Origin of the sequence: Nostoc sp., from assembly GCF_036919615.1 — a bacterium.
Taxonomy (GTDB): domain Bacteria; phylum Cyanobacteriota; class Cyanobacteriia; order Cyanobacteriales; family Nostocaceae; genus Nostoc.
This window is the reverse complement of sequence record NZ_JBALCN010000108.1, coordinates 35,640-53,026: the sequence shown is the minus strand read 5'-3', so window position 1 is coordinate 53,026 and position 17,387 is coordinate 35,640. Positions and strand designations below refer to the sequence as shown.

14 protein-coding genes are annotated in these 17,387 nt (G+C 42.9%); 8 read left to right on the top strand and 6 right to left on the bottom strand.

The features are described from left to right. Positions 1 to 167: 167 nt before the first annotated feature. Positions 168 to 491: a hypothetical protein gene (locus V7K48_RS34560; RefSeq protein WP_335079852.1), complete on the bottom strand. Its 324-nt coding sequence runs from the start codon at positions 489 to 491 to the stop codon at positions 168 to 170. A 551-nt stretch (positions 492 to 1,042) separates the two neighbouring features. On the opposite strand from V7K48_RS34560, the gene V7K48_RS34555 reads away from it, so the two are divergent. The 4 genes from V7K48_RS34555 to V7K48_RS34540 all read left to right on the top strand — a co-directional run bounded on the left by V7K48_RS34555 (position 1,043) and on the right by V7K48_RS34540 (position 6,424). Further along, positions 1,043 to 1,171 (top strand): hypothetical protein, encoded by a 129-nt coding sequence (locus tag V7K48_RS34555; protein ID WP_256091202.1) that lies wholly within the window; start codon positions 1,043 to 1,045, stop codon positions 1,169 to 1,171. 771 nt (positions 1,172 to 1,942) lie between these two features. Beyond that, entirely contained in the window at positions 1,943 to 2,638 is a 696-nt protein-coding gene (locus tag V7K48_RS34550; RefSeq protein ID WP_335079850.1) for an acyltransferase, read from the top strand. A 456-nt stretch (positions 2,639 to 3,094) separates the two neighbouring features. After that, positions 3,095 to 3,211, top strand: coding sequence for a photosystem II reaction center protein I (locus V7K48_RS34545; protein ID WP_041566417.1), 117 nt, complete (start codon positions 3,095 to 3,097; stop codon positions 3,209 to 3,211). Between the two features lie 195 nt (positions 3,212 to 3,406). Next, the gene (locus V7K48_RS34540; protein WP_335079848.1) at positions 3,407 to 6,424 is read left to right on the top strand and encodes a DUF3769 domain-containing protein; all 3,018 of its coding nucleotides are present in this window, start codon (positions 3,407 to 3,409) and stop codon (positions 6,422 to 6,424) included. 616 nt (positions 6,425 to 7,040) lie between these two features. Here the strand turns inward: V7K48_RS34540 and V7K48_RS34535 are convergent. The 3 genes from V7K48_RS34535 to murJ form a co-directional block, all read right to left on the bottom strand. Further along, a complete protein-coding gene (locus V7K48_RS34535) occupies positions 7,041 to 7,325 on the bottom strand; it encodes a hypothetical protein (protein ID WP_335079846.1) in 285 nt (94 codons plus the stop codon). 221 nt (positions 7,326 to 7,546) lie between these two features. Next, entirely contained in the window at positions 7,547 to 8,059 is a 513-nt protein-coding gene (locus V7K48_RS34530; RefSeq protein ID WP_335079844.1) for an outer membrane beta-barrel protein, read from the bottom strand. A gap of 134 nt (positions 8,060 to 8,193) precedes the next feature. Further along, positions 8,194 to 9,798: a murein biosynthesis integral membrane protein MurJ gene (gene murJ / locus V7K48_RS34525; RefSeq protein ID WP_335079842.1), complete on the bottom strand. Its 1,605-nt coding sequence runs from the start codon at positions 9,796 to 9,798 to the stop codon at positions 8,194 to 8,196. Between the two features lie 78 nt (positions 9,799 to 9,876). On the opposite strand from murJ, the gene V7K48_RS34520 reads away from it, so the two are divergent. Together V7K48_RS34520 and V7K48_RS34515 are read left to right on the top strand one after the other, a co-directional pair. Next, a complete protein-coding gene (locus V7K48_RS34520) occupies positions 9,877 to 10,098 on the top strand; it encodes a hypothetical protein (protein WP_335079840.1) in 222 nt (73 codons plus the stop codon). A gap of 303 nt (positions 10,099 to 10,401) precedes the next feature. Beyond that, positions 10,402 to 13,419 (top strand): GAF domain-containing sensor histidine kinase, encoded by a 3,018-nt coding sequence (locus tag V7K48_RS34515; RefSeq protein WP_335079837.1) that lies wholly within the window; start codon positions 10,402 to 10,404, stop codon positions 13,417 to 13,419. Positions 13,420 to 13,649: 230 nt separating this feature from the next. Here the strand turns inward: V7K48_RS34515 and V7K48_RS34510 are convergent, their stop codons facing one another. Both V7K48_RS34510 and V7K48_RS34505 read right to left on the bottom strand, forming a co-directional pair. After that, positions 13,650 to 14,156, bottom strand: a complete 507-nt coding sequence (locus V7K48_RS34510) for a pentapeptide repeat-containing protein (protein ID WP_335079834.1) — start codon at positions 14,154 to 14,156, stop codon at positions 13,650 to 13,652. Positions 14,157 to 14,204: 48 nt separating this feature from the next. Continuing rightward, positions 14,205 to 15,719 (bottom strand): LCP family protein, encoded by a 1,515-nt coding sequence (locus tag V7K48_RS34505; RefSeq protein WP_335079831.1) that lies wholly within the window; start codon positions 15,717 to 15,719, stop codon positions 14,205 to 14,207. Positions 15,720 to 15,834: 115 nt separating this feature from the next. Here V7K48_RS34505 and V7K48_RS34500 point away from each other — a divergent pair, with 115 nt between their 5' ends. Together V7K48_RS34500 and yidD are read left to right on the top strand one after the other, a co-directional pair. After that, a complete protein-coding gene (locus V7K48_RS34500) occupies positions 15,835 to 17,004 on the top strand; it encodes a mannose-1-phosphate guanylyltransferase (RefSeq protein ID WP_335079829.1) in 1,170 nt (389 codons plus the stop codon). A gap of 78 nt (positions 17,005 to 17,082) precedes the next feature. After that, positions 17,083 to 17,379, top strand: a complete 297-nt coding sequence (yidD, locus tag V7K48_RS34495) for a membrane protein insertion efficiency factor YidD (protein WP_335079827.1) — start codon at positions 17,083 to 17,085, stop codon at positions 17,377 to 17,379. Positions 17,380 to 17,387: the final 8 nt, after the last annotated feature.

Sequence of the window (17,387 nt, the reverse complement as noted above, 5' to 3'; positions counted from 1 at the left end):
TTCTCCTTTTCCTGACGGAGAGGCTGCGCCAACAAAGACGCTAGCGCGAACGTGGAAGCAAGCTAGCAAGAGCGTTTCGTAGAGAAGTGCGGGCTATTCGGCGTCGCTAACTAATTGGTATTAAATATAGATACTAAATCAGGAAAATAACTTACGAAGGTGTGATTTTATGCACCTAATGAAGGCTGATCTTTAGTATTTTTTGTCATTGTCAGAGCTACAGCTGCTGCATAAGCAATCTCTGCTGCCATTTGATAAGCAAGTTTAATATTCGATGAAGCGTCCTTGTTTTTAGGCGAGAGGGAAGCTTTTTTTCGGCGCGACTCTTGTTTTACATCGCCTGCCACAATGGCTCGTTGTAAAATAATCCAGGCATCTAGGTCTTCTGAGTCATAATTACTTTGAAGTTGCGATCGCAGTTTATCTTCGGCTACAACACTCAGATAGCCGGTAGTTAGAGCTTGTTGCACAATTCCTTTAATTAAAGCCATAATTTGAACCAAGTATATGAGTTAAAACTGATACCTCAATTTGGGCAATTTGATGTTGTTTTGTCAACTTTTCCTGGAAACTAAGCTAAGTTTAGCTTTCTTTCAATAAAATTTATAATAAGTAGTGCCAAGCACGCATCACCCGCTTGGCTCACCCGAATGGGTGATTTACAAATTTTTAGATATAAGTAATAGGTAAGAGGAAAATTTTTAGCCTTTTTAAGAAGAGGGTGTCACAAATATAGTAGATATTATTCTGAGTTGAACGCCCAATCATCAAATTACTTGGACAGCTTACTGTATTTTTTTACTCACCGTTCTCAAGGAATTTTATCTAGGTGTATAAAATTAATAAATAGTAGCGATCGCTCTAGTAAAAAAGTTAACTTATTTCCCCCATTATCATCAGCAAGCAACCTAGAAATCAACTTATTTCTTAAGAGTGTTCCACTGAAAATAAAATGTGTTATCGTTAAAAATAATTGTTATTAAAAGCCATTCATGTAATTACAAGCGTGAATTGGTTAGTCTGTAAATCATCCGTGTGCAACATGATTGGAGCAGCATACTCTAGAAATTCGTTGCAAGAAAGCCGTCATAGCAGTCGGGGAAGCGCTTACTTGTTTGCACCGATGGTTAACTTCAATGTGATGGCTGATGTGGGAGATAATCCACCCTAATTGGGTTTTGTTTGGGCAAAAACACCCAGAAAAATCCAACAATAATTACATTGTCATGCTAGGCAGAAATTTTATCTAAATCTTTGAAATAGTCTAGTTAAATGTATTTTTTGTTGCAAAATAGCTTGTGGAACTGAGTTGTTTCAAAAGACTAAAACCACTTGAGAGGAAGTAGCCTCAAGGCAAACAACTCTATCCCTAGTTGCGTAACAAGCTTTGCAAATTTGCCCGATAACCAAAACAGTAGCCTATCTAAACCAGCAAATTTTCCCATCAGACAATTTAATAGTCTGAGGTTTGACCCTGCAATGCACTGAAATTGTTTTGTTAATTTAGCTGGTGAAAAAGAAGCAAAATTATTACGTATCTTGACTGGTATAAAAGCTTCTAGCGAGTTAACGCAATTGTGCAGATCAATTGACTAATTCTACTAACCTTAAGTTAAGAATTGCTCACATAGTCAATCAATTTTGGATAATGGAATTGACGATAGCGCTACGCTATCAAGCGGATGATTGGATTTGTTCCGCCTACGTTTGGACGGGGCATGAACCAAAAAAATCTAAAATCTAAAATTGGCACGGTCAAAGCCAGACTCTGGTTTTTCAAATATTGGAAAACCATCTAAGAATCTTGGGAAATTTCGGTGATATTGCCATTTGATTTTATGTATTAATATATACATAAAATATCGGAATTGGTAGAAATTAGGATACAGCCAAAACAACTTTCAACATTGTCAACAAAAATTGATTGAAGAGATATGTAGCCATGCCTAACGAGCAACATTTTTCAAAATTGCAGCGCGTGCAAGAACTTTTAGTAACTACTGTGTTAGGAGATATTCCGACACTGATTCTGGGGCCAAAGTTGCGTAATTTGGGATATCGTAGTATTTTTGCCCAGATTGGCAGCCCAGTGTATATTCAAAATGGTGTTGAATTTAACGGTACTTCTTGTATTGAGATCGGCAGTGGAGTCTATATTTTCAAGGGTGTGCGGATGGATGCTAGAAGACACAGAAATAATAGAATTCATCTAGGAAATAGAGTCGCTATTGAGCGTAACGTTGATATAGGGTCTTTGGAAGATACGTGTGTATATATTGATGAAGACACCTTTATTGGCCCCAATGTATCTATTGAGGGGCCAGGAGACATTAAAATTGGTAAACACTGCATGATAGCTGCCCACTCAGGGATATATGCCAATAACCATAATTTTGCTGATCCGATGGAGCCGATTAAATACCAAGGTGTTACTCGCAAAGGAATTGTGATTGAGGATGACTGTTGGCTAGGGCATGGAGTAACAGTATTAGATGGCGTTACTATTGGCAAAGGCAGTGTTATTGGTGCAGGAGCAGTTGTCAATAGAGATATTCCTCCTTTTTCAGTTGCTGTAGGCATACCTGCACGAATAATCAAAAACCGAATTGGCAAAGACTTAAGCAAAACTTCAAACTGAGAAATAAAGCATTGGGCACTTGTACTGAGCTTGTCCTGAGCCATCTTGCCCTGAGCAGAGCCATTGGCGCAGCCTCTGGTAGAGTTGGGCGGCGTCGTAAAGCCTGCGGCATAGCTACGCTTAGGGCGTAGCCTCTGGTAGAGTTGTATTGGGGAATAGTAACTATCCCCTGTAACCTGTAACCTATTCCCTTTTTTAGGAAACCTTTGCCGTCAGTTAACGTCACAGGAGTAAAACAGTCTCTGAGTTATTTTTTAAGGGCATCTAAAAGTCAGACAACTGACATTTTGCACCATTCGCAATAACTGTAGGGTAGACACTGCCAATCCCTAGTCCCCAGTCCCTAGAGTTCTCTAAAAAAGGGACAGGATTTGGGTAATATAAAGTAGCTATCTTTTCTGCATGGCAGATCCTGAAAGAAAAGCTCTCTTTGTTTTACCCATTGGAGATATTTCTATGCTGACTTTAAAAATCGCTGTTTATATTGTTGTTGCCTTCTTCGTAACTATCTTCATCTTTGGATTTTTGTCGAACGATCCTGCTCGTAACCCCGGCCGTCGGGACTTAGAGTAAAAGGGCGATAAATTATCCGCGACTTTGGAAGGCGGAAAATACTAAACGCCACGGAAACTTACTAAGCGAAAGTTAGTAAGTTTCTTTCTCCAGGTAGCTTGCTGTAGGTAGCAGAAGGCGACAGTCGGAAGGCAAAATGTATGTTTATCCTTCCGTCCATTATTTGGCTGTTTGTTAGCCCGATTATGCTCAAATATGCTTCATCCAGTTCTGCCGCCCGATCTGCCTCCTATCCTCGAATCTTTACAACCTGTAAATCCCGCCTCATCTGCTAGTCATACAAAGTTTCTTTCAGGTGTAGATACTGGAATACACGAAAAGACAGACAAATCCAAGCAGCCCAAGGTTTTGGCTCAGTTGGCAATTACGGGTAACACCAAGATAGATCCGCCATTGCCAACTCCGATTAACTCAACTCAGGATAACTTGGTAGAAGCCGAAACTTCCTCTGTACCTCATTCACCAGAAACCTTCCTACCAGAAATTTCCCCCATCATCGGCTCTGGAAGCGCTACACTTTTGGGACAACCGCTAGTCATTGGTTATCCTATGCAGGAGGTTAAAACCTCTAATCACCAAGAGAAAGAAGACACAAAGACAAGTCCGAGCGTAGGCGTCTGGCGCTCAGAACTTCTTTTAATGTCGGCACTGCACAAACGGGAGACAGAAAAAGAAACCATTGCGTTGCCAAGAAAAGTTGGAGCGGAGCGCAAAGTTGAGCCAGCACGAATAAAGATTTTCCCGTCGCTCTCGTCTGGTGACAGAGCGGAGGTTTCTGACGCTCCCCGACTCGTTGACGTAGCCCGCCACAGGCATCTGAACTTTGTAACAGAGGCTTCCGACCTAGACGTAAAACGTGAACCTTCTCAAAAAGTCAGTGAGCGATATCTGACGACAAGCCGCTCTGCGTCTACGCCAGATCCAAACTCTAATGGTGAAGAAAAACAAACCTTTTTGGACTCTGATAGCTTTAGTTATAGAGTTTCACCAAGTCCCCTTGTCACCCAATCTCCGCCTCCTCTTCAAATTGCCCCAAGTCTCACAAACAGCAACAAGTTAGTCGAGTCCAAGGCGAAAATTCTAGCTGAGAAGTTAACCCAACAAAAACAGCAAAGTGATATTACTGCACAACAGTCTCTAGGAAGAGACAATATCTCTGTATCTGCTGCTGATTTGGCACCGAGTTCTCAATCAGTACACAATTTTATCACATTCAAGTCTCGCAGCCCGACAAACCAACTCTTAAGGCCCCTGACTGTAGAATTCAATTCCCAAGTCCAACAACAAACTCAAGCAGCAACACCTACATCACAGGTAGACACCACCAATCAGCCACAAGCGCCCACTAACACCCCGCCAGCCAGACCGAGAATTGTAGAAGTCACTTCAGATCGGCAAGAGTATGACGAGCAACGGCGAATTATTACAGCTGTTGGGAATGTAGTTGTGCGATTTGATGGGGCGGTGGTGGATGCCGATCGCCTGCAAGTCAATTTAGACAACTTGATCGCTGCGGGGGAAGGCAATGTAACTTTAACACGGGGTGATCAGGTACTGCGTGGACAACGCTTTACCTATAATTTTGTTCAAGATAATGGGGAACTGGAAAATGGTAGAGGAGAAATTTACGTACCCTCAGCCCAAACAGATTTTGCTTTCTCATCCACGGATATAAGTGCTGGTGGAGTCCCAAAACGTCCGCCCAGCGATCGCATTATAGCCAATCAGCCTGTTTCCGGTGTGAGCAGCCCTGGAGGAATTAATGTGACAATTGGTGGTCAGACAGGCGCTACCAACATCCCACCACCAAAAACAGGGGGTGTAGTCAAGCGGCTCAGGTTTGAAGCTGAACACATTGACTTCTATCCGCAAGGCTGGCAAGCAAGGGATGTCCGCATCACCAATGATCCTTTTTCACCGCCAGAATTAGAGTTACGCGCAGATACAGTAACTCTGACGCGAGAATCACCCTTGGTAGACCGCATTAGGACACAGAAGCAGCGTTTGGTATTGGATCAAAGGCTCTCCTTACCAATTCCGGTGAATGAGCGGACTATTGACCGTCAGGAGCGGGACGTTACACCTGCAATAGTCTCCCCCGGCTTTGATGGAAAAGATCGGGGTGGTTTGTATATTGAGCGTGGTTTTCCAGTGATCAGTACAGATCAGACTCGCTGGACGCTCACGCCCCAGTTGCTAGTACAGAGAGCTGTGCAAGAAGGCACGGGTGACTTAGGCGCATTGTTTGCTGTGAAGACAAAGATAAATTCTGTTTTGAGTCCACGAGCAGTAATTCAGGGGACTGGGGAGTTAACCAGTTTTGACTTAAATAAGGTGGAAGACAATTTGCGAGTGAATTTGGGATTGCGCCAAATAATAGGGACTTCTCTTCCCCATATCTTGAGTCTGCAATATAACTACCGTGATCGTCTCTACAACGGTACTCTCGGCTTTCAAACCGTCCAGAGCAGTCTTGGCGGCATTATTACCTCTCCTGTGATTCCTTTAGGAAAAAGTGGTATCAACCTCACTTATCAGGCAAGCGCTCGATATATCGATGCCAACACCGATCGTCAAGACTTACTAGAACCGGTGCGGGAAAACAATCGCATCTCACTAGGTCGTTTACAAGCCAGTGCTTCCCTCAGTAAAGGGCTGTTGCTATGGCAGGGAAAACCATTAGCACCCACTGCCACCGAGGGATTACGATATACAGCTAACCCTGTAGTTCCTTACTTGCTAGCGTTCGCTGGTCTTACGGGCACTACCAGTTATTACACCAATGGTGATAACCAAAGCACCCTAACTCCTACAATTGGCTTACAAGGGCAAATTGGTCATTTTTCCCGACCTTTTTTAGACTATACTGCCTTTAATATTAGTTACTCTCAAGGCTTAAATAACGGATTATCACCCTTTTTGTTTGATCGCTTTGTTGATAACAAAGTGTTAAGCGCTGGTATATCACAGCAAGTCTACGGTCCTTTTCGCTTAGGCTTTCAAACATCTGTTAACTTGGATACTGGTAAAGAAGCTAGCACCGACTACATTGTGGAATATAGCCGTCGTACCTATGGCATCACCTTCCGTTACAATCCAGTGCTGGAGTTAGGTGGCTTCAGCATCCGAATTAGTGATTTTAACTGGGGTGGAGGCACTGATCCATTTTCGGAAGTTAAGCCAGTAGTGGGCGGCGTGCAACAGGATTATTAGTCAATCGATTTTGGATTTTAAATAATGGAAAAATGGAATTGAAAGAGACCACTTTTTGGCTTGAGGCAATCAATTTTAGATTTAGACTTCGGCTCCTTTCGGCAACTCTATAGAGACGCGCAAGGGACGCTCAAGGCAAGTCGCTCAGTCGAACGATTTTAGATTTTAGATTGGAAGAAAATACTTAGAGGCCGCCGTGTTTTTATTTGAACAATTCTTCAATTTAAAATCTAAAATCAGCGGCGCGGGGCATGAACCGAAATAATTTTTAACTCTCCTTTATCACTTTGGGCGAACCCAATCGCTGAAAGCCTTTCGAGGCTTTATTTTCCACTTGAATAAATCAAAGTCTCAGATCGGACTTACGCACAAGCAACGGAAAATCGTAGACACATTCGCGTAGTGTCTGTCTGCGACACGCTGCGCGAACGTAGAGAAGCGGCTTGCCGCAGGCTACCGCCTCTTCAAGAGTTGAGAAGAGTCGTAGAGTGTGTATAAATCCTACTAAAATCTAAAATTGACACGATCAAACAGTTATCAGCTGCCCTACCCGATAATTGATTCTCTAACCCCAATGGATACTTTTTATTTACCGATTTTCTATCTTTTGCCCAATCTAAGGACTAGGGACGACTCGACAGCCGATCGCAGAATTGGTTAATGCACCACCAGGTATTCTCAGGTTGGCATAGTCGCCGCTTAGTTGAACACGTGACGGTGGTTGGTGTAGGGTTGCACAGCATCTTTGGACTGCGGCTTGATACTCTCGCCATTGCTTGCGGATTGCAATACTTGCAGCATCATTACCTAAGTCTGAAAATCTTAGCCCAGCTCGAATCAGCCAAGATTCCACGTCAGTTGTTTCACCAAGTATTTCTGGAATGGGATTAATCTTTTCCATGAGTAATATCTTATACGTGTATTCCCGATTGCTCATTTCACTTTAAAAGAAACTATCAATAATAACCAATATAATTTTTTCTTAAAATCATAAATAAAAATGATTAAAAAAATCGGTCATACTTGAGTATTTATACTCAGGTATGACCGATAAATTACTATTACGGCTGGCAAACATCATTGCTTGAGTTTCTGAATCAGCCGTTTTCTAGCTTGTAATCACTAGAAGCGATAGCCTAATCCAGCTTGAAAGCTGACAGCATCAGCATCACTATTTCTGTAGGCGTCAATGCCCCATTTAGTATCGCCATAGGCAATGACATTGTTTCTAACTTCTGATTCAATACCAAGGGTGACTACAGGTGCATTCTGATTGCCCAATGGGGTTTTTTGACCTTCGTCAGTTACAAAAGAATAACCACCACCAAAGTAAACGTTAGTATTTTTGGCGATGGGCGCATCGTAAGTTACTAGGGGCATAATTGCGGCAGCATCACCACCATACAGTACAGAACCCCGCAGTGAAAGAGGTGTTTTGGAAATAGCGTATCGGCCTTGGATATTGCCACCAACTTGTGCTTCATCGTTTCCTTGTCCGCCACTGGTTGCACCAACTGCAACACCAGCACCGATGTAGTTACCGTTCGTACCCGCTGTTTGAGCAGATGCAATACCGGCTGAGAGGACAATGGAAGCAACAGCAAGGAAAGAGGCAGCTAATTTTGTAAGTTTCATAGGATTCTTCTCACCAGAGTTAAGTAAAATCAATATTCTCTAGTACTAGAATCTCTTTTTTTAGAAAATGTAACCTCGCACACCTGGCTCACCCAAGTGGCTGAATTATTTCTCACCCATTTGGGTGTGCTTAGTTATTTCTTCAAAAAGCGCTGACGTAGACGAAATATAAAAATACTCACCTCTGCTATTTTCATTGATGAAGCGATCGCAGCAAACACCGCAATCCCCACGAAGCCAGATACACATAACTGCAACACCAGAATCGGTAAACCTTCTTTACCTAACAACTGCTGAGAACCAACTAATGTCCCATAGCTTGCTACCCCAGCTACCACGCTACCCGCAATCAAACCCAAAATCGGCAAACTCCACTCACGCCAAGGTAAACCATTAAGTTTGCGATCGAGCAACCATAACAGCATTAGCATTGAGCTGCAATTTACACCTACTGTTGCCAACACCAAACCAGGAGCACCAAAAGGTTTAACGAAAAACCAATCTAGTAAGATGTTGAGCAAGATGTTAAAAATACTGATGCGAAAAGGTGTCTGTCCATCGCCTAAAGCATAGAACACCCGCACCAAAACATCACGTCCCAAATAGACAAACATTCCAATCCCATAAGCGACTAACAAGGATGAAACTAGCTGTGTAGCTTCTGGCTTGAAAGCACCGCGCTCATATACTACCTGCACAATGGGTACAGATAACGACACCATCAGTGCCCCTAGCGGTAGCATGGTGAAGGCAGTCAGTAGCAATCCTTGGCGAATGCGTAATTTTAACTCTGGCCAATTTTCTGGGCCGGCTAGTTTGGCAAATATCGGTAATAGGGGCAGCAAAATAATATTAGAAATAATCCCTAAGGGAGTTTGTACTAATAGATTCGCATAGTTAAATCCTGCCGCAGCACCAGGGATCGGACTAGCAAAATAAAGGTCAGTGGCGACATTAATTGGCATCATTCCAGAGGAAATTGTTGCCGGAGTCATGATTTTAATTACTTCTTGAACGCCTGGGGATTTAAACTCAAACCGCAAGCGTAATGTGCCTAATCCTAACCGCCACTGAACAATTAGCTGCACTAACCATTGCAAAACAGCTCCTGCCAAGGTTCCCCAAGCTAAAACCATTCCACCGATTAAAGCGTACTCCGGCTTAATAATGTCCTTGCCCAGTTGCATAGCCAAGATCCCAAGGCCGCCAACAACGGTAATACTAGATAATAAAGGACTAATAGAGAGTAACCAATATTGATTGGCTGTATTGAGAGTACCGAAGCCAATGCCAATTAATCCTGAAAATAAAGCCATCGGCGCCATAATGCGGAGTTGTTGAATTGCGATCGCTCTGGTTGTCTCTTCCAAGCCATGACCGACTAAATCAATGATCGCATCCGCAAATAAAATCTGAGCAACTGTCACCAGCAACAGCACTCCAGCTACCAGCGTTGTCACGGTTTCCACTAGGGGAGCCGCTTCTTCTCGCCGACGCTTGGCTAAAACGCTGACAATTGCACTGTGTAATGGCCCATTTACACCACCGAGTAATATCAATAGAAAGCCAGGGATAATGTAGGCATAACTATAGGCAGTGGCAGCAGCACCAACACCAAAAGCGGCAGCGATCGCTTGCTGCCGCACTAAACCGAAGATTTTACTAATTAATGTGGCTGCAGCAACAATGCCAGCAATTCCAGCGAAAGAACGAGAAGGTTTTTGGTCTTGTTGTGTCACGAATAATACCCGACAACTCTTGCAGAGTGCATATTCTAAAACATTTAACCTGAAATTCCGCAGTTTGTCAGGCAAATTTTGACAAATGAGTCATTAGTTTTTAGTTTCATCGCCATCATTTTAAGGGCGATGCCTGCCGCGGGCAAAGCTATCGCTCAAAATGAAATTCCTGAGATTGCTATAACAGTATGCATTTTAACTCTCATTCCCTCTTGTTTTCAGGTAAAGAGAGGAACTCTTGCACAAACAGAACACGAGAATCATGTTTTCTGTTCTGTACAAGCCAAGATTATTTTTTAACCCATTACGAGGATAGATCAAGAAACGGGAACTATAACAATAACCATCTTCTGGGGAATAGTTGAACACTGTAAAAATTTGCAGTTTGTCATATTTTTGACACTTTTAGGACTTACGCAGAAGAGATCCCCCAACCCCTTAAAAAAGGGGGCTTTTCAGATCCCCCCCTTTTTTAGGGGGGAGTGCGCGAAGTGCACGCTACGCGAACGAGGTTTCAGGTTTTCAGTGCGTAAGTCCTAACTTTTTAACCCCATGAAGTTTGGGATGAGAAACCCTTGTATAAAAACGACATAATCCAGAGCAATGGAACCCAATTCAAATTTCACGGAAAATCAACTTCTCTTGTCAAGCGCTCAACTTGAAGAGCAACTAGAGCAACAAAAGGCTCTGGCGAGTGTAATTGTCCGAATTCGCGAGTCTCTAGACTTAGAAACAATTTTTCAAACGACTGTTACACAAGTGCGTCAGTTGCTAAATGCTGACCGTGTAGCAGTTTTCCAGTTCAACCTGGAAAAAGATTGGGAAGGAGAATTTATTTGTGAGGATGTTGCAGTTGGCTGGGACTCAGCAATGGCAGTAAAAGTTTACGATCACTGCTTTGGAGAACAATTTGCTTCCAGTTATCAACAAGGTCGAGTGCAAGCAGTAGCAGATATTTACAAGGCGGGACTGAGTGATTGTCATGTGGCAATTTTGAGTAAATTTCAGGTACAGGCCAATCTCGTTATCCCTCTATTGCGGGAGAAGGAATTGTGGGGATTGCTTTGCCTTCATCAGTGCAGTCAGGCTCGTGACTGGAAAGAATCGGAAATTGAATTTATTCGTCAAATTGCTGACCATCTTGTTGTTGCAATTCAACAAGCGAGGCATCTCCATGAAGTTCAGTTGCAAGCTGCAAAATTGGCTCAAGCAGTTCAACGCGACCAAGTAATTGCTCAGATTGTTGATAAAATTCGCTCACCTCTTGATATTGAAACCATCTTTAAAACCACAACTCAAGAAATACGCAAGCTGCTGCAAGCTGATCGAGTTGCCATCTTTCGCTTCAATTCAGATTGGAGTGGGAACTTTGTTGCTGAATCATTTGCAGAAGGCTGGACTCCTTTAGTTGGGTTTCAGCATGCGATCGCTGATACTTATTTGCAACATACGCAAGGAGGACGTTACATTGACAACCAGACATTTACAGTCAATGACATTTATAAAGCCGGATTAACAAACTGCCATGTAACCCTGTTGGAGCAATTCCAGGCAAAAGCCTTTGCAACTGCCCCTATTCTCCAGGGAGATCAACTTTGGGGAGTGATCGCTGCCTACCAAAATGCCTCACCCAGACAGTGGCAATCTTATGAAGTCGAATCACTGACCAAAATCGGCACACAAATTGGTGTGGCCCTACGACACTATAAGTTGCTGGCATCTGCTCAGTACCAAGCAGAGCAACAAAAGACATTAACTAGCGTGATTACTCGAATTCGGGAATCCCTAGATTTAGATACAATTTTCCAAACTACTGTCACTGAGGCCCGGCAAATGTTGCAAGCAGACCGAGTGACAGTCTTTCGTTTTGACCCTCAAAAAGATTGGGAAGGAGAATTTATTTCAGAGGATGTTGTCCCTGAGTGTAATTCGGTAATAGCAGAAAAAGTTTATGATTATTGCTTCAGTGAAAACTTTGCACCCCTTTACGCACAAGGTCGAGTAAATGCGATCGCTGACATTTATCAAGGAAAGTTTCCAAGTTGCTACGTCCAAATTCTAGAAAAATTTCAAGTGCGGGCAAATATGATCGCACCTCTATTGAAAAAAGGTGAGCTTTGGGGATTGCTGTGTATTCACCAATGTAAAGCTCCTCGTGACTGGCAACCCTCGGAAATTGAATTTACCAGTCAAATGGCCGAGCAATTAGGAGTCGCATTAAAACAGGATTCTTATTTAAAGCAAGTTCAAATGCAGGTTGTCCAGTTAGCAAAAGCCAGTGAACGCGAGAAAGCAATGGAACGGCAAGAATTGCTGGCTGCAACCATTGATAAAATTCGCCAGTCACTCGATATTAAAACTATTTTTAGAACTACTACTCAAGCTGTGCGAGAGTTGCTCGAAGTCGAGCGAGTTGCAATCTATCGCTTCAACCAGGATTGGAGCGGTAAATTTGTGGCAGATTCCTTCAAAGATGGTTGGAAACCTGTTGTACAAGCCCAACCAATGATTATAGAAACTTTTGAGGACACAGACGACGATAACCAACTTCCGCGTAACGAAACTTTTGTTCCGATTCGGGAAGGTGAAAAATTATGGGGATTATTAGTTGCTTATCAAAATTCGCAACCGCGTTATTGGAAAGAGGAAGAAATTAATTTACTAGCTCAAGTAGGGGTGCAATTTGGAATTGCAATTCAGCAAGCGGAATTACTCGAACAAACTAAACGTCAAACCTTAGAAATTACTCAAGCTCTGCAAGAATTAAAACAAACTCAGACCCGGTTAATTCAGGGTGAAAAAATGGCAGGTTTAGGACAACTACTTGCTGGAGTCGCACATGAAATCAACAATCCTATCACTTTTATTTTTGGCAATCTCATCCATTTAAATGAATATACTCAAGAAATGTTAAATGTAGTGAAACTTTACCGTCAAAACTCCTCACTATTGCCAACTGTCCAAGAGCAAATTGACAAAACTGATTTGGACTTTCTCATCGAAGATTTACCTAAAACCCTTGAGTCAATGAAAGTGGGAACAGACCGGATTTGTGAGATTGTGCTCTCACTGCGAAACTTTTCTCGTACAGATGAGGCTGAATTGAAGCCAATAGACATTCAGGCAGGATTGGATAGTACTTTGCTGATCTTAGGACACCGACTCAAAAATAATAGTGAACGCCCAGCTATTGAGATTATTAAAAAATATAGTATTTTATCTTTGCTCGAATGCTATCCTGCACAATTAAATCAAGTGTTTATGAATCTTTTGAGTAACAGTATTGATGCATTAGAGGAAAAGTTTAAAACTATACAGCAAAAGTATTTAAAGTTATCTCAAACGTGTCCGAGAATACCCTTAACTATCTGGATTAGTACGCAAACTGTTAAGAACCAGATTGTAATTAGAATAGCTGATAATGGTCTGGGGATTCCAGAAGAGGTGCGATCGCACATTTTTAACCCCTTCTTCACCACTAAAGCACCAGGTAAAGGTACAGGCTTAGGATTATCTATCAGCTATCAAATAGTGGTTGAAAAACATCATGGTCAAATCAAATGTTCCTCTAAACCAGGAGAAGGAACAGAGTTCTTGATTGAAATTCCTAGCAGTAATTAGAGGCGACTGATACCGCAAGGCGGAAGTCAAAAGTCAAAAGTCAAAAGTCAAAAGTTAAGAATATTTGTAGGTTGAGTTAAACGAAGTGAAACCCAACAAACCCTACAATATGTTGGGTTTCGTTCCTCAACCCAACCTACACATTTTTATTTTTTGGGCTTAACCGAACCGTATTAGGAGTGTACGATTTTAAGGTAGTTGGTGCGTTACGTTATCGCTAACACACCCTACTATCGACAACCTAAACTATCTCGCGTTGGCACACCTGTAACCGAATTTACCCCATCCGCCCTTTCACACAATAGCGACACTTGATAACGGTCAACCAAAGCATCTGTAAAATCAGCACCAGTGATATCAGCATCGTAAAAGCGGCTACTCGTCAAAGTTGCTTCTGTAAAAATAGCATTTTTTAGGTTAGCACTATCCATAGTGACGCGATCAACTAAAGCGCCCCTCAAGTTTGCGCCTTCCAGATTTGCTTTTAATAAAATTCCCTTAGTTAGAATTGCATTTGTTAAATTCGCTCCTTGGAAATTCGCCCCTCGCATTTCTGCTGCTACAAAAGTCACACCTGCCAAATCAGCATTAGAGAAGTCACGATTTTCTAAATTTATATTGTTGTAATTGATTGTGTTTAGTTGAGCAAAAGCTGGTTTGGGATTGAGTATTATCCACAAACAAGCTAGTATCAAAATCACAATCAAACCAAAAAAGCGCAGTAAAATCTTTTTCATAACTTTATTATTAATAGGGGCGCATAGCTAGCTGTACACCCCTACTGACTATTTCCAATCTTTACCAATCCGAATTGTGAGATCAGATTCTAAATCACCAATCGCTGACACCTCGATTTGACCCAAGCCTAAGACTTTTTGCAAATCAACTCCAACTCGTCGGTTGCCTTTTTGGACAACAATCTGAGTTTGACGTTGGGTATCTGGCCAATCAGGCACTTTGTAAATATTAGTAAAGCCTTTCTGTTTGAGATAAGCAATAACTTTTTCAGTTAGCTGAGGTTGATTGGAAGCATTTTGAATAGCAATTTTGAGGTTAGGAACCCGGCGCATATCTGGCTTCAGACCAGGTACATTTACCCCAACATAATCATTCAACAGGCTCTGTTGTCCAGTCATATTCAGCCAATAGCTATCAGGGTCTTTGCTAAAACGGCTGAACGTACCAGGCAACATGGTCATTTGGAAATTATCTCGATCTAGGTTGAGGCCGAAGTTCACCAACGCCATCATTTCTTCCATCTTCAGGTTGGTATCAAAGTATTTTCGCATCAAGCGAGTTAATTGAGGCAACCTGGGTAAGACGGTAGGACTATTGAGGCGTTGCAGCAGAGCTGCTGTTAGTGCTTGCTGACGCTGCACTCTCGGCAAATCTCCCAAACCTGGTTCGCGGAATCGGACAAACTGTTCTGCTTGTTCGCCGTTGAGGGTTTGCCAGCCACTGACTAAATTAATCGACAACCGACTGCTAGAGTCCTTATATTCCATTGATTGGGGAACAAAGACCTCTACTCCGCCTAACTGATCGACTAACTGCCGTAAGCCGCTGGTCGAAATGCGGATGTAGCGATCAATTGGGGCATTGTTTAAAGTACGGCTAATTACCCGTGCAGCCAAGACTGGGCCACCTTTGGCATTGGCATCAGATACCTTAGTTAACCCCTTTTCTCCCTTTTCTGGGATGGCGATCATTGTATCTCTGGGAATGGAAAGCACCCGTACAGATTTTTCACTAGGGTTGAGCCGTACCAGCAGCATGGTGTCACTTTTCCCAGCAAAGCTTTCTGGTGAACCATCAACAGTACCGCTGACTGGTTCAATCCCCATAATTAAAATATTCATCGGTCGTGAAAGCTGGTACTGGGAGAGTTTGCTCCATAACTCTCCTGGTAGTGGTATTTTTATCTCGTCTTTAGCAGCAGTTCCTAAATCTTCATCTGTTCGATCTAGATTGCTCCACAAGGGAGTCCAAAGCGCTAACGTTGATACCAGCAACCCAGATAAGATGATGCCGATGACCACCGTCATGATCCACAACAGCCATCGAGGCATGGTCAAGCCCAGTCTCTCATAAAGCTGATTGGGAATTGCACCCACTGATTCGACGACGCTACGGTTCGGATTCGCTGGCTGGTTTAGTTCTACCTCCTCCTCTGAGTCTGCTACTGGTACAGGTGTTACCTGATTTTCCGTACGTTGAATTTGCGGCGATCGCACCTCAGTTTCAAATGCTACTTGCTGAGATGTCACCGGATTATCCGACCATTCGACTTGTTTTATCACAATTATCTCCCCACTCAACCACTCCCTAAAAGTATGTTAATGCAAGCTACAAATATTGCCAGTGGAAAAGCTCACTGTAAACTTGTAATGTTCTTCGGTAGGCGTGTATGACAACATGAATACTTTATTGTTCCCCGTAATCCTTGCTGGTGGTAAAGGTGAACGTTTTTGGCCCCTAAGTCGCAAAGACCGACCCAAGCAATTTTTAAGTCTTGATGGTAGCTCTAGAAGCTTATTACAAGCAACCGCCGATCGATTGATAGAACTCGGTGGCGGTGAGTCCAGCGCTGCGGGAGGGAAACCCTCTACAGGCGACTCGCGCTCGCGAAGCGTATCCGTTCGCGAAGCGTCTGCCTCAGGAGAAGGATTCACCCCAAGGGGGTGGGATTCCTTGTGGGTGATTACTTCTAGTCAGATAGCTGAAGGGGTACGACAACAATTACCTGATCTACCAGTTGAAAACTTACTGATTGAGTCGGAAGGAAGAGACACTGCCGCTGCCGTTGCTTGGACAAGTTTAGAAATCAAACAACGCTATGGAGAAGACGCTGTTATTGGCTTTTTCCCTGCTGACCACTGGATTGCTGACCAAAAGGCGTTTGCACACACATTAAGCGCGGCTACGCAACTGGCAGCAAGCACAGCAGCGATCGTTACACTGGGGATCAAGCCTACTTTTCCATCAACCGGTTACGGTTACATTGAACAAGGTGAAAAAACAGGTAGCTTTAATGAGTTGCCAGCTTATCACGTTAACCGTTTTACTGAAAAGCCCAACCGTGAAACAGCCGAGACTTTTTTATCTACGGGACGCTTTAGCTGGAATAGTGGAATGTTCGTTTTTCGGGCAGGGGTTGTTCTCAAAGAACTACATACCCATGCACCAGAAATTATCGAACCTTTAGAACAACATGGTCCTGATATCTATCCCCAGTTGCCTAAGAAGAGTATAGACTATGCGCTAATGGAAAAGACCACTCTAGCATACGTTTTGCCAGTTGATTTTGGTTGGGATGATTTAGGAGATTGGAATGCGATCGAACGTTTATTAAAGACAGAAGAGACTCCCAATGTAGAACTTGCTACCCACATAGGGTTGGATACGCAGGGGGCGATTATTTATGCCTCAAATCCAGAAGATGTTGTTGTTACTATTGGTTTAGAGGATGTGGTGATTGTGCGCGATCGCAATGTCACCCTCGTTGTCAAAAAAGAACGTACCCAGGAAATCAAGCAGATCCTCAAAATTCTCCAAAGCGATTCCCGATTTACCGACCTGCTATAAAAGTTAGAACCCTTGGCAGAGGCGAAAAAGTTGATTTTCCTATTATAACTTGACTGTCTGTTATTCTATCTGACAGTTATGGACATTATTAGTTTTGAGCCTCTCGCCAAGACAATGGCAATCGAGTCTATCACTGCCTATCAAAAATATATTTCTCCGTCCAAAGGATTTAGTTGCTCCCATCGCTTATTACACGGCGGGGATTCCTGCTCTAATTACGTCAAACAAATGCTGAGTGAACACAAGCTCCACCAAGCCGTACAATCATCCATAAAAAGATTCCAAGACTGTGCCGCAGCTAGCAAAACTTTAACAAGTACCAAAGCTAGAGCCAACTTCCGTTGTATTGTCATCCCCTGCTGCTTACCTCTTTAAACTTTTCT

Excerpts from the sequence above, each read along its gene's own strand:
- V7K48_RS34560 (WP_335079852.1), bottom strand. The coding sequence starts at position 491 with ATGGCTTTAATTAAAGGAATTGTGCAACAAGCTCTAACTACCGGCTAT.
- V7K48_RS34555 (WP_256091202.1), top strand. The coding sequence starts at position 1,043 with ATGATTGGAGCAGCATACTCTAGAAATTCGTTGCAAGAAAGCCGTCAT.
- V7K48_RS34550 (WP_335079850.1), top strand. The coding sequence starts at position 1,943 with ATGCCTAACGAGCAACATTTTTCAAAATTGCAGCGCGTGCAAGAACTT.
- V7K48_RS34545 (WP_041566417.1), top strand. The coding sequence starts at position 3,095 with ATGCTGACTTTAAAAATCGCTGTTTATATTGTTGTTGCCTTCTTCGTA.
- V7K48_RS34540 (WP_335079848.1), top strand. The coding sequence starts at position 3,407 with ATGCTTCATCCAGTTCTGCCGCCCGATCTGCCTCCTATCCTCGAATCT.
- V7K48_RS34535 (WP_335079846.1), bottom strand. The coding sequence starts at position 7,325 with ATGGAAAAGATTAATCCCATTCCAGAAATACTTGGTGAAACAACTGAC.
- V7K48_RS34530 (WP_335079844.1), bottom strand. The coding sequence starts at position 8,059 with ATGAAACTTACAAAATTAGCTGCCTCTTTCCTTGCTGTTGCTTCCATT.
- V7K48_RS34515 (WP_335079837.1), top strand. The coding sequence starts at position 10,402 with ATGGAACCCAATTCAAATTTCACGGAAAATCAACTTCTCTTGTCAAGC.
- V7K48_RS34510 (WP_335079834.1), bottom strand. The coding sequence starts at position 14,156 with ATGAAAAAGATTTTACTGCGCTTTTTTGGTTTGATTGTGATTTTGATA.
- V7K48_RS34500 (WP_335079829.1), top strand. The coding sequence starts at position 15,835 with ATGAATACTTTATTGTTCCCCGTAATCCTTGCTGGTGGTAAAGGTGAA.
- yidD (WP_335079827.1), top strand. The coding sequence starts at position 17,083 with ATGGACATTATTAGTTTTGAGCCTCTCGCCAAGACAATGGCAATCGAG.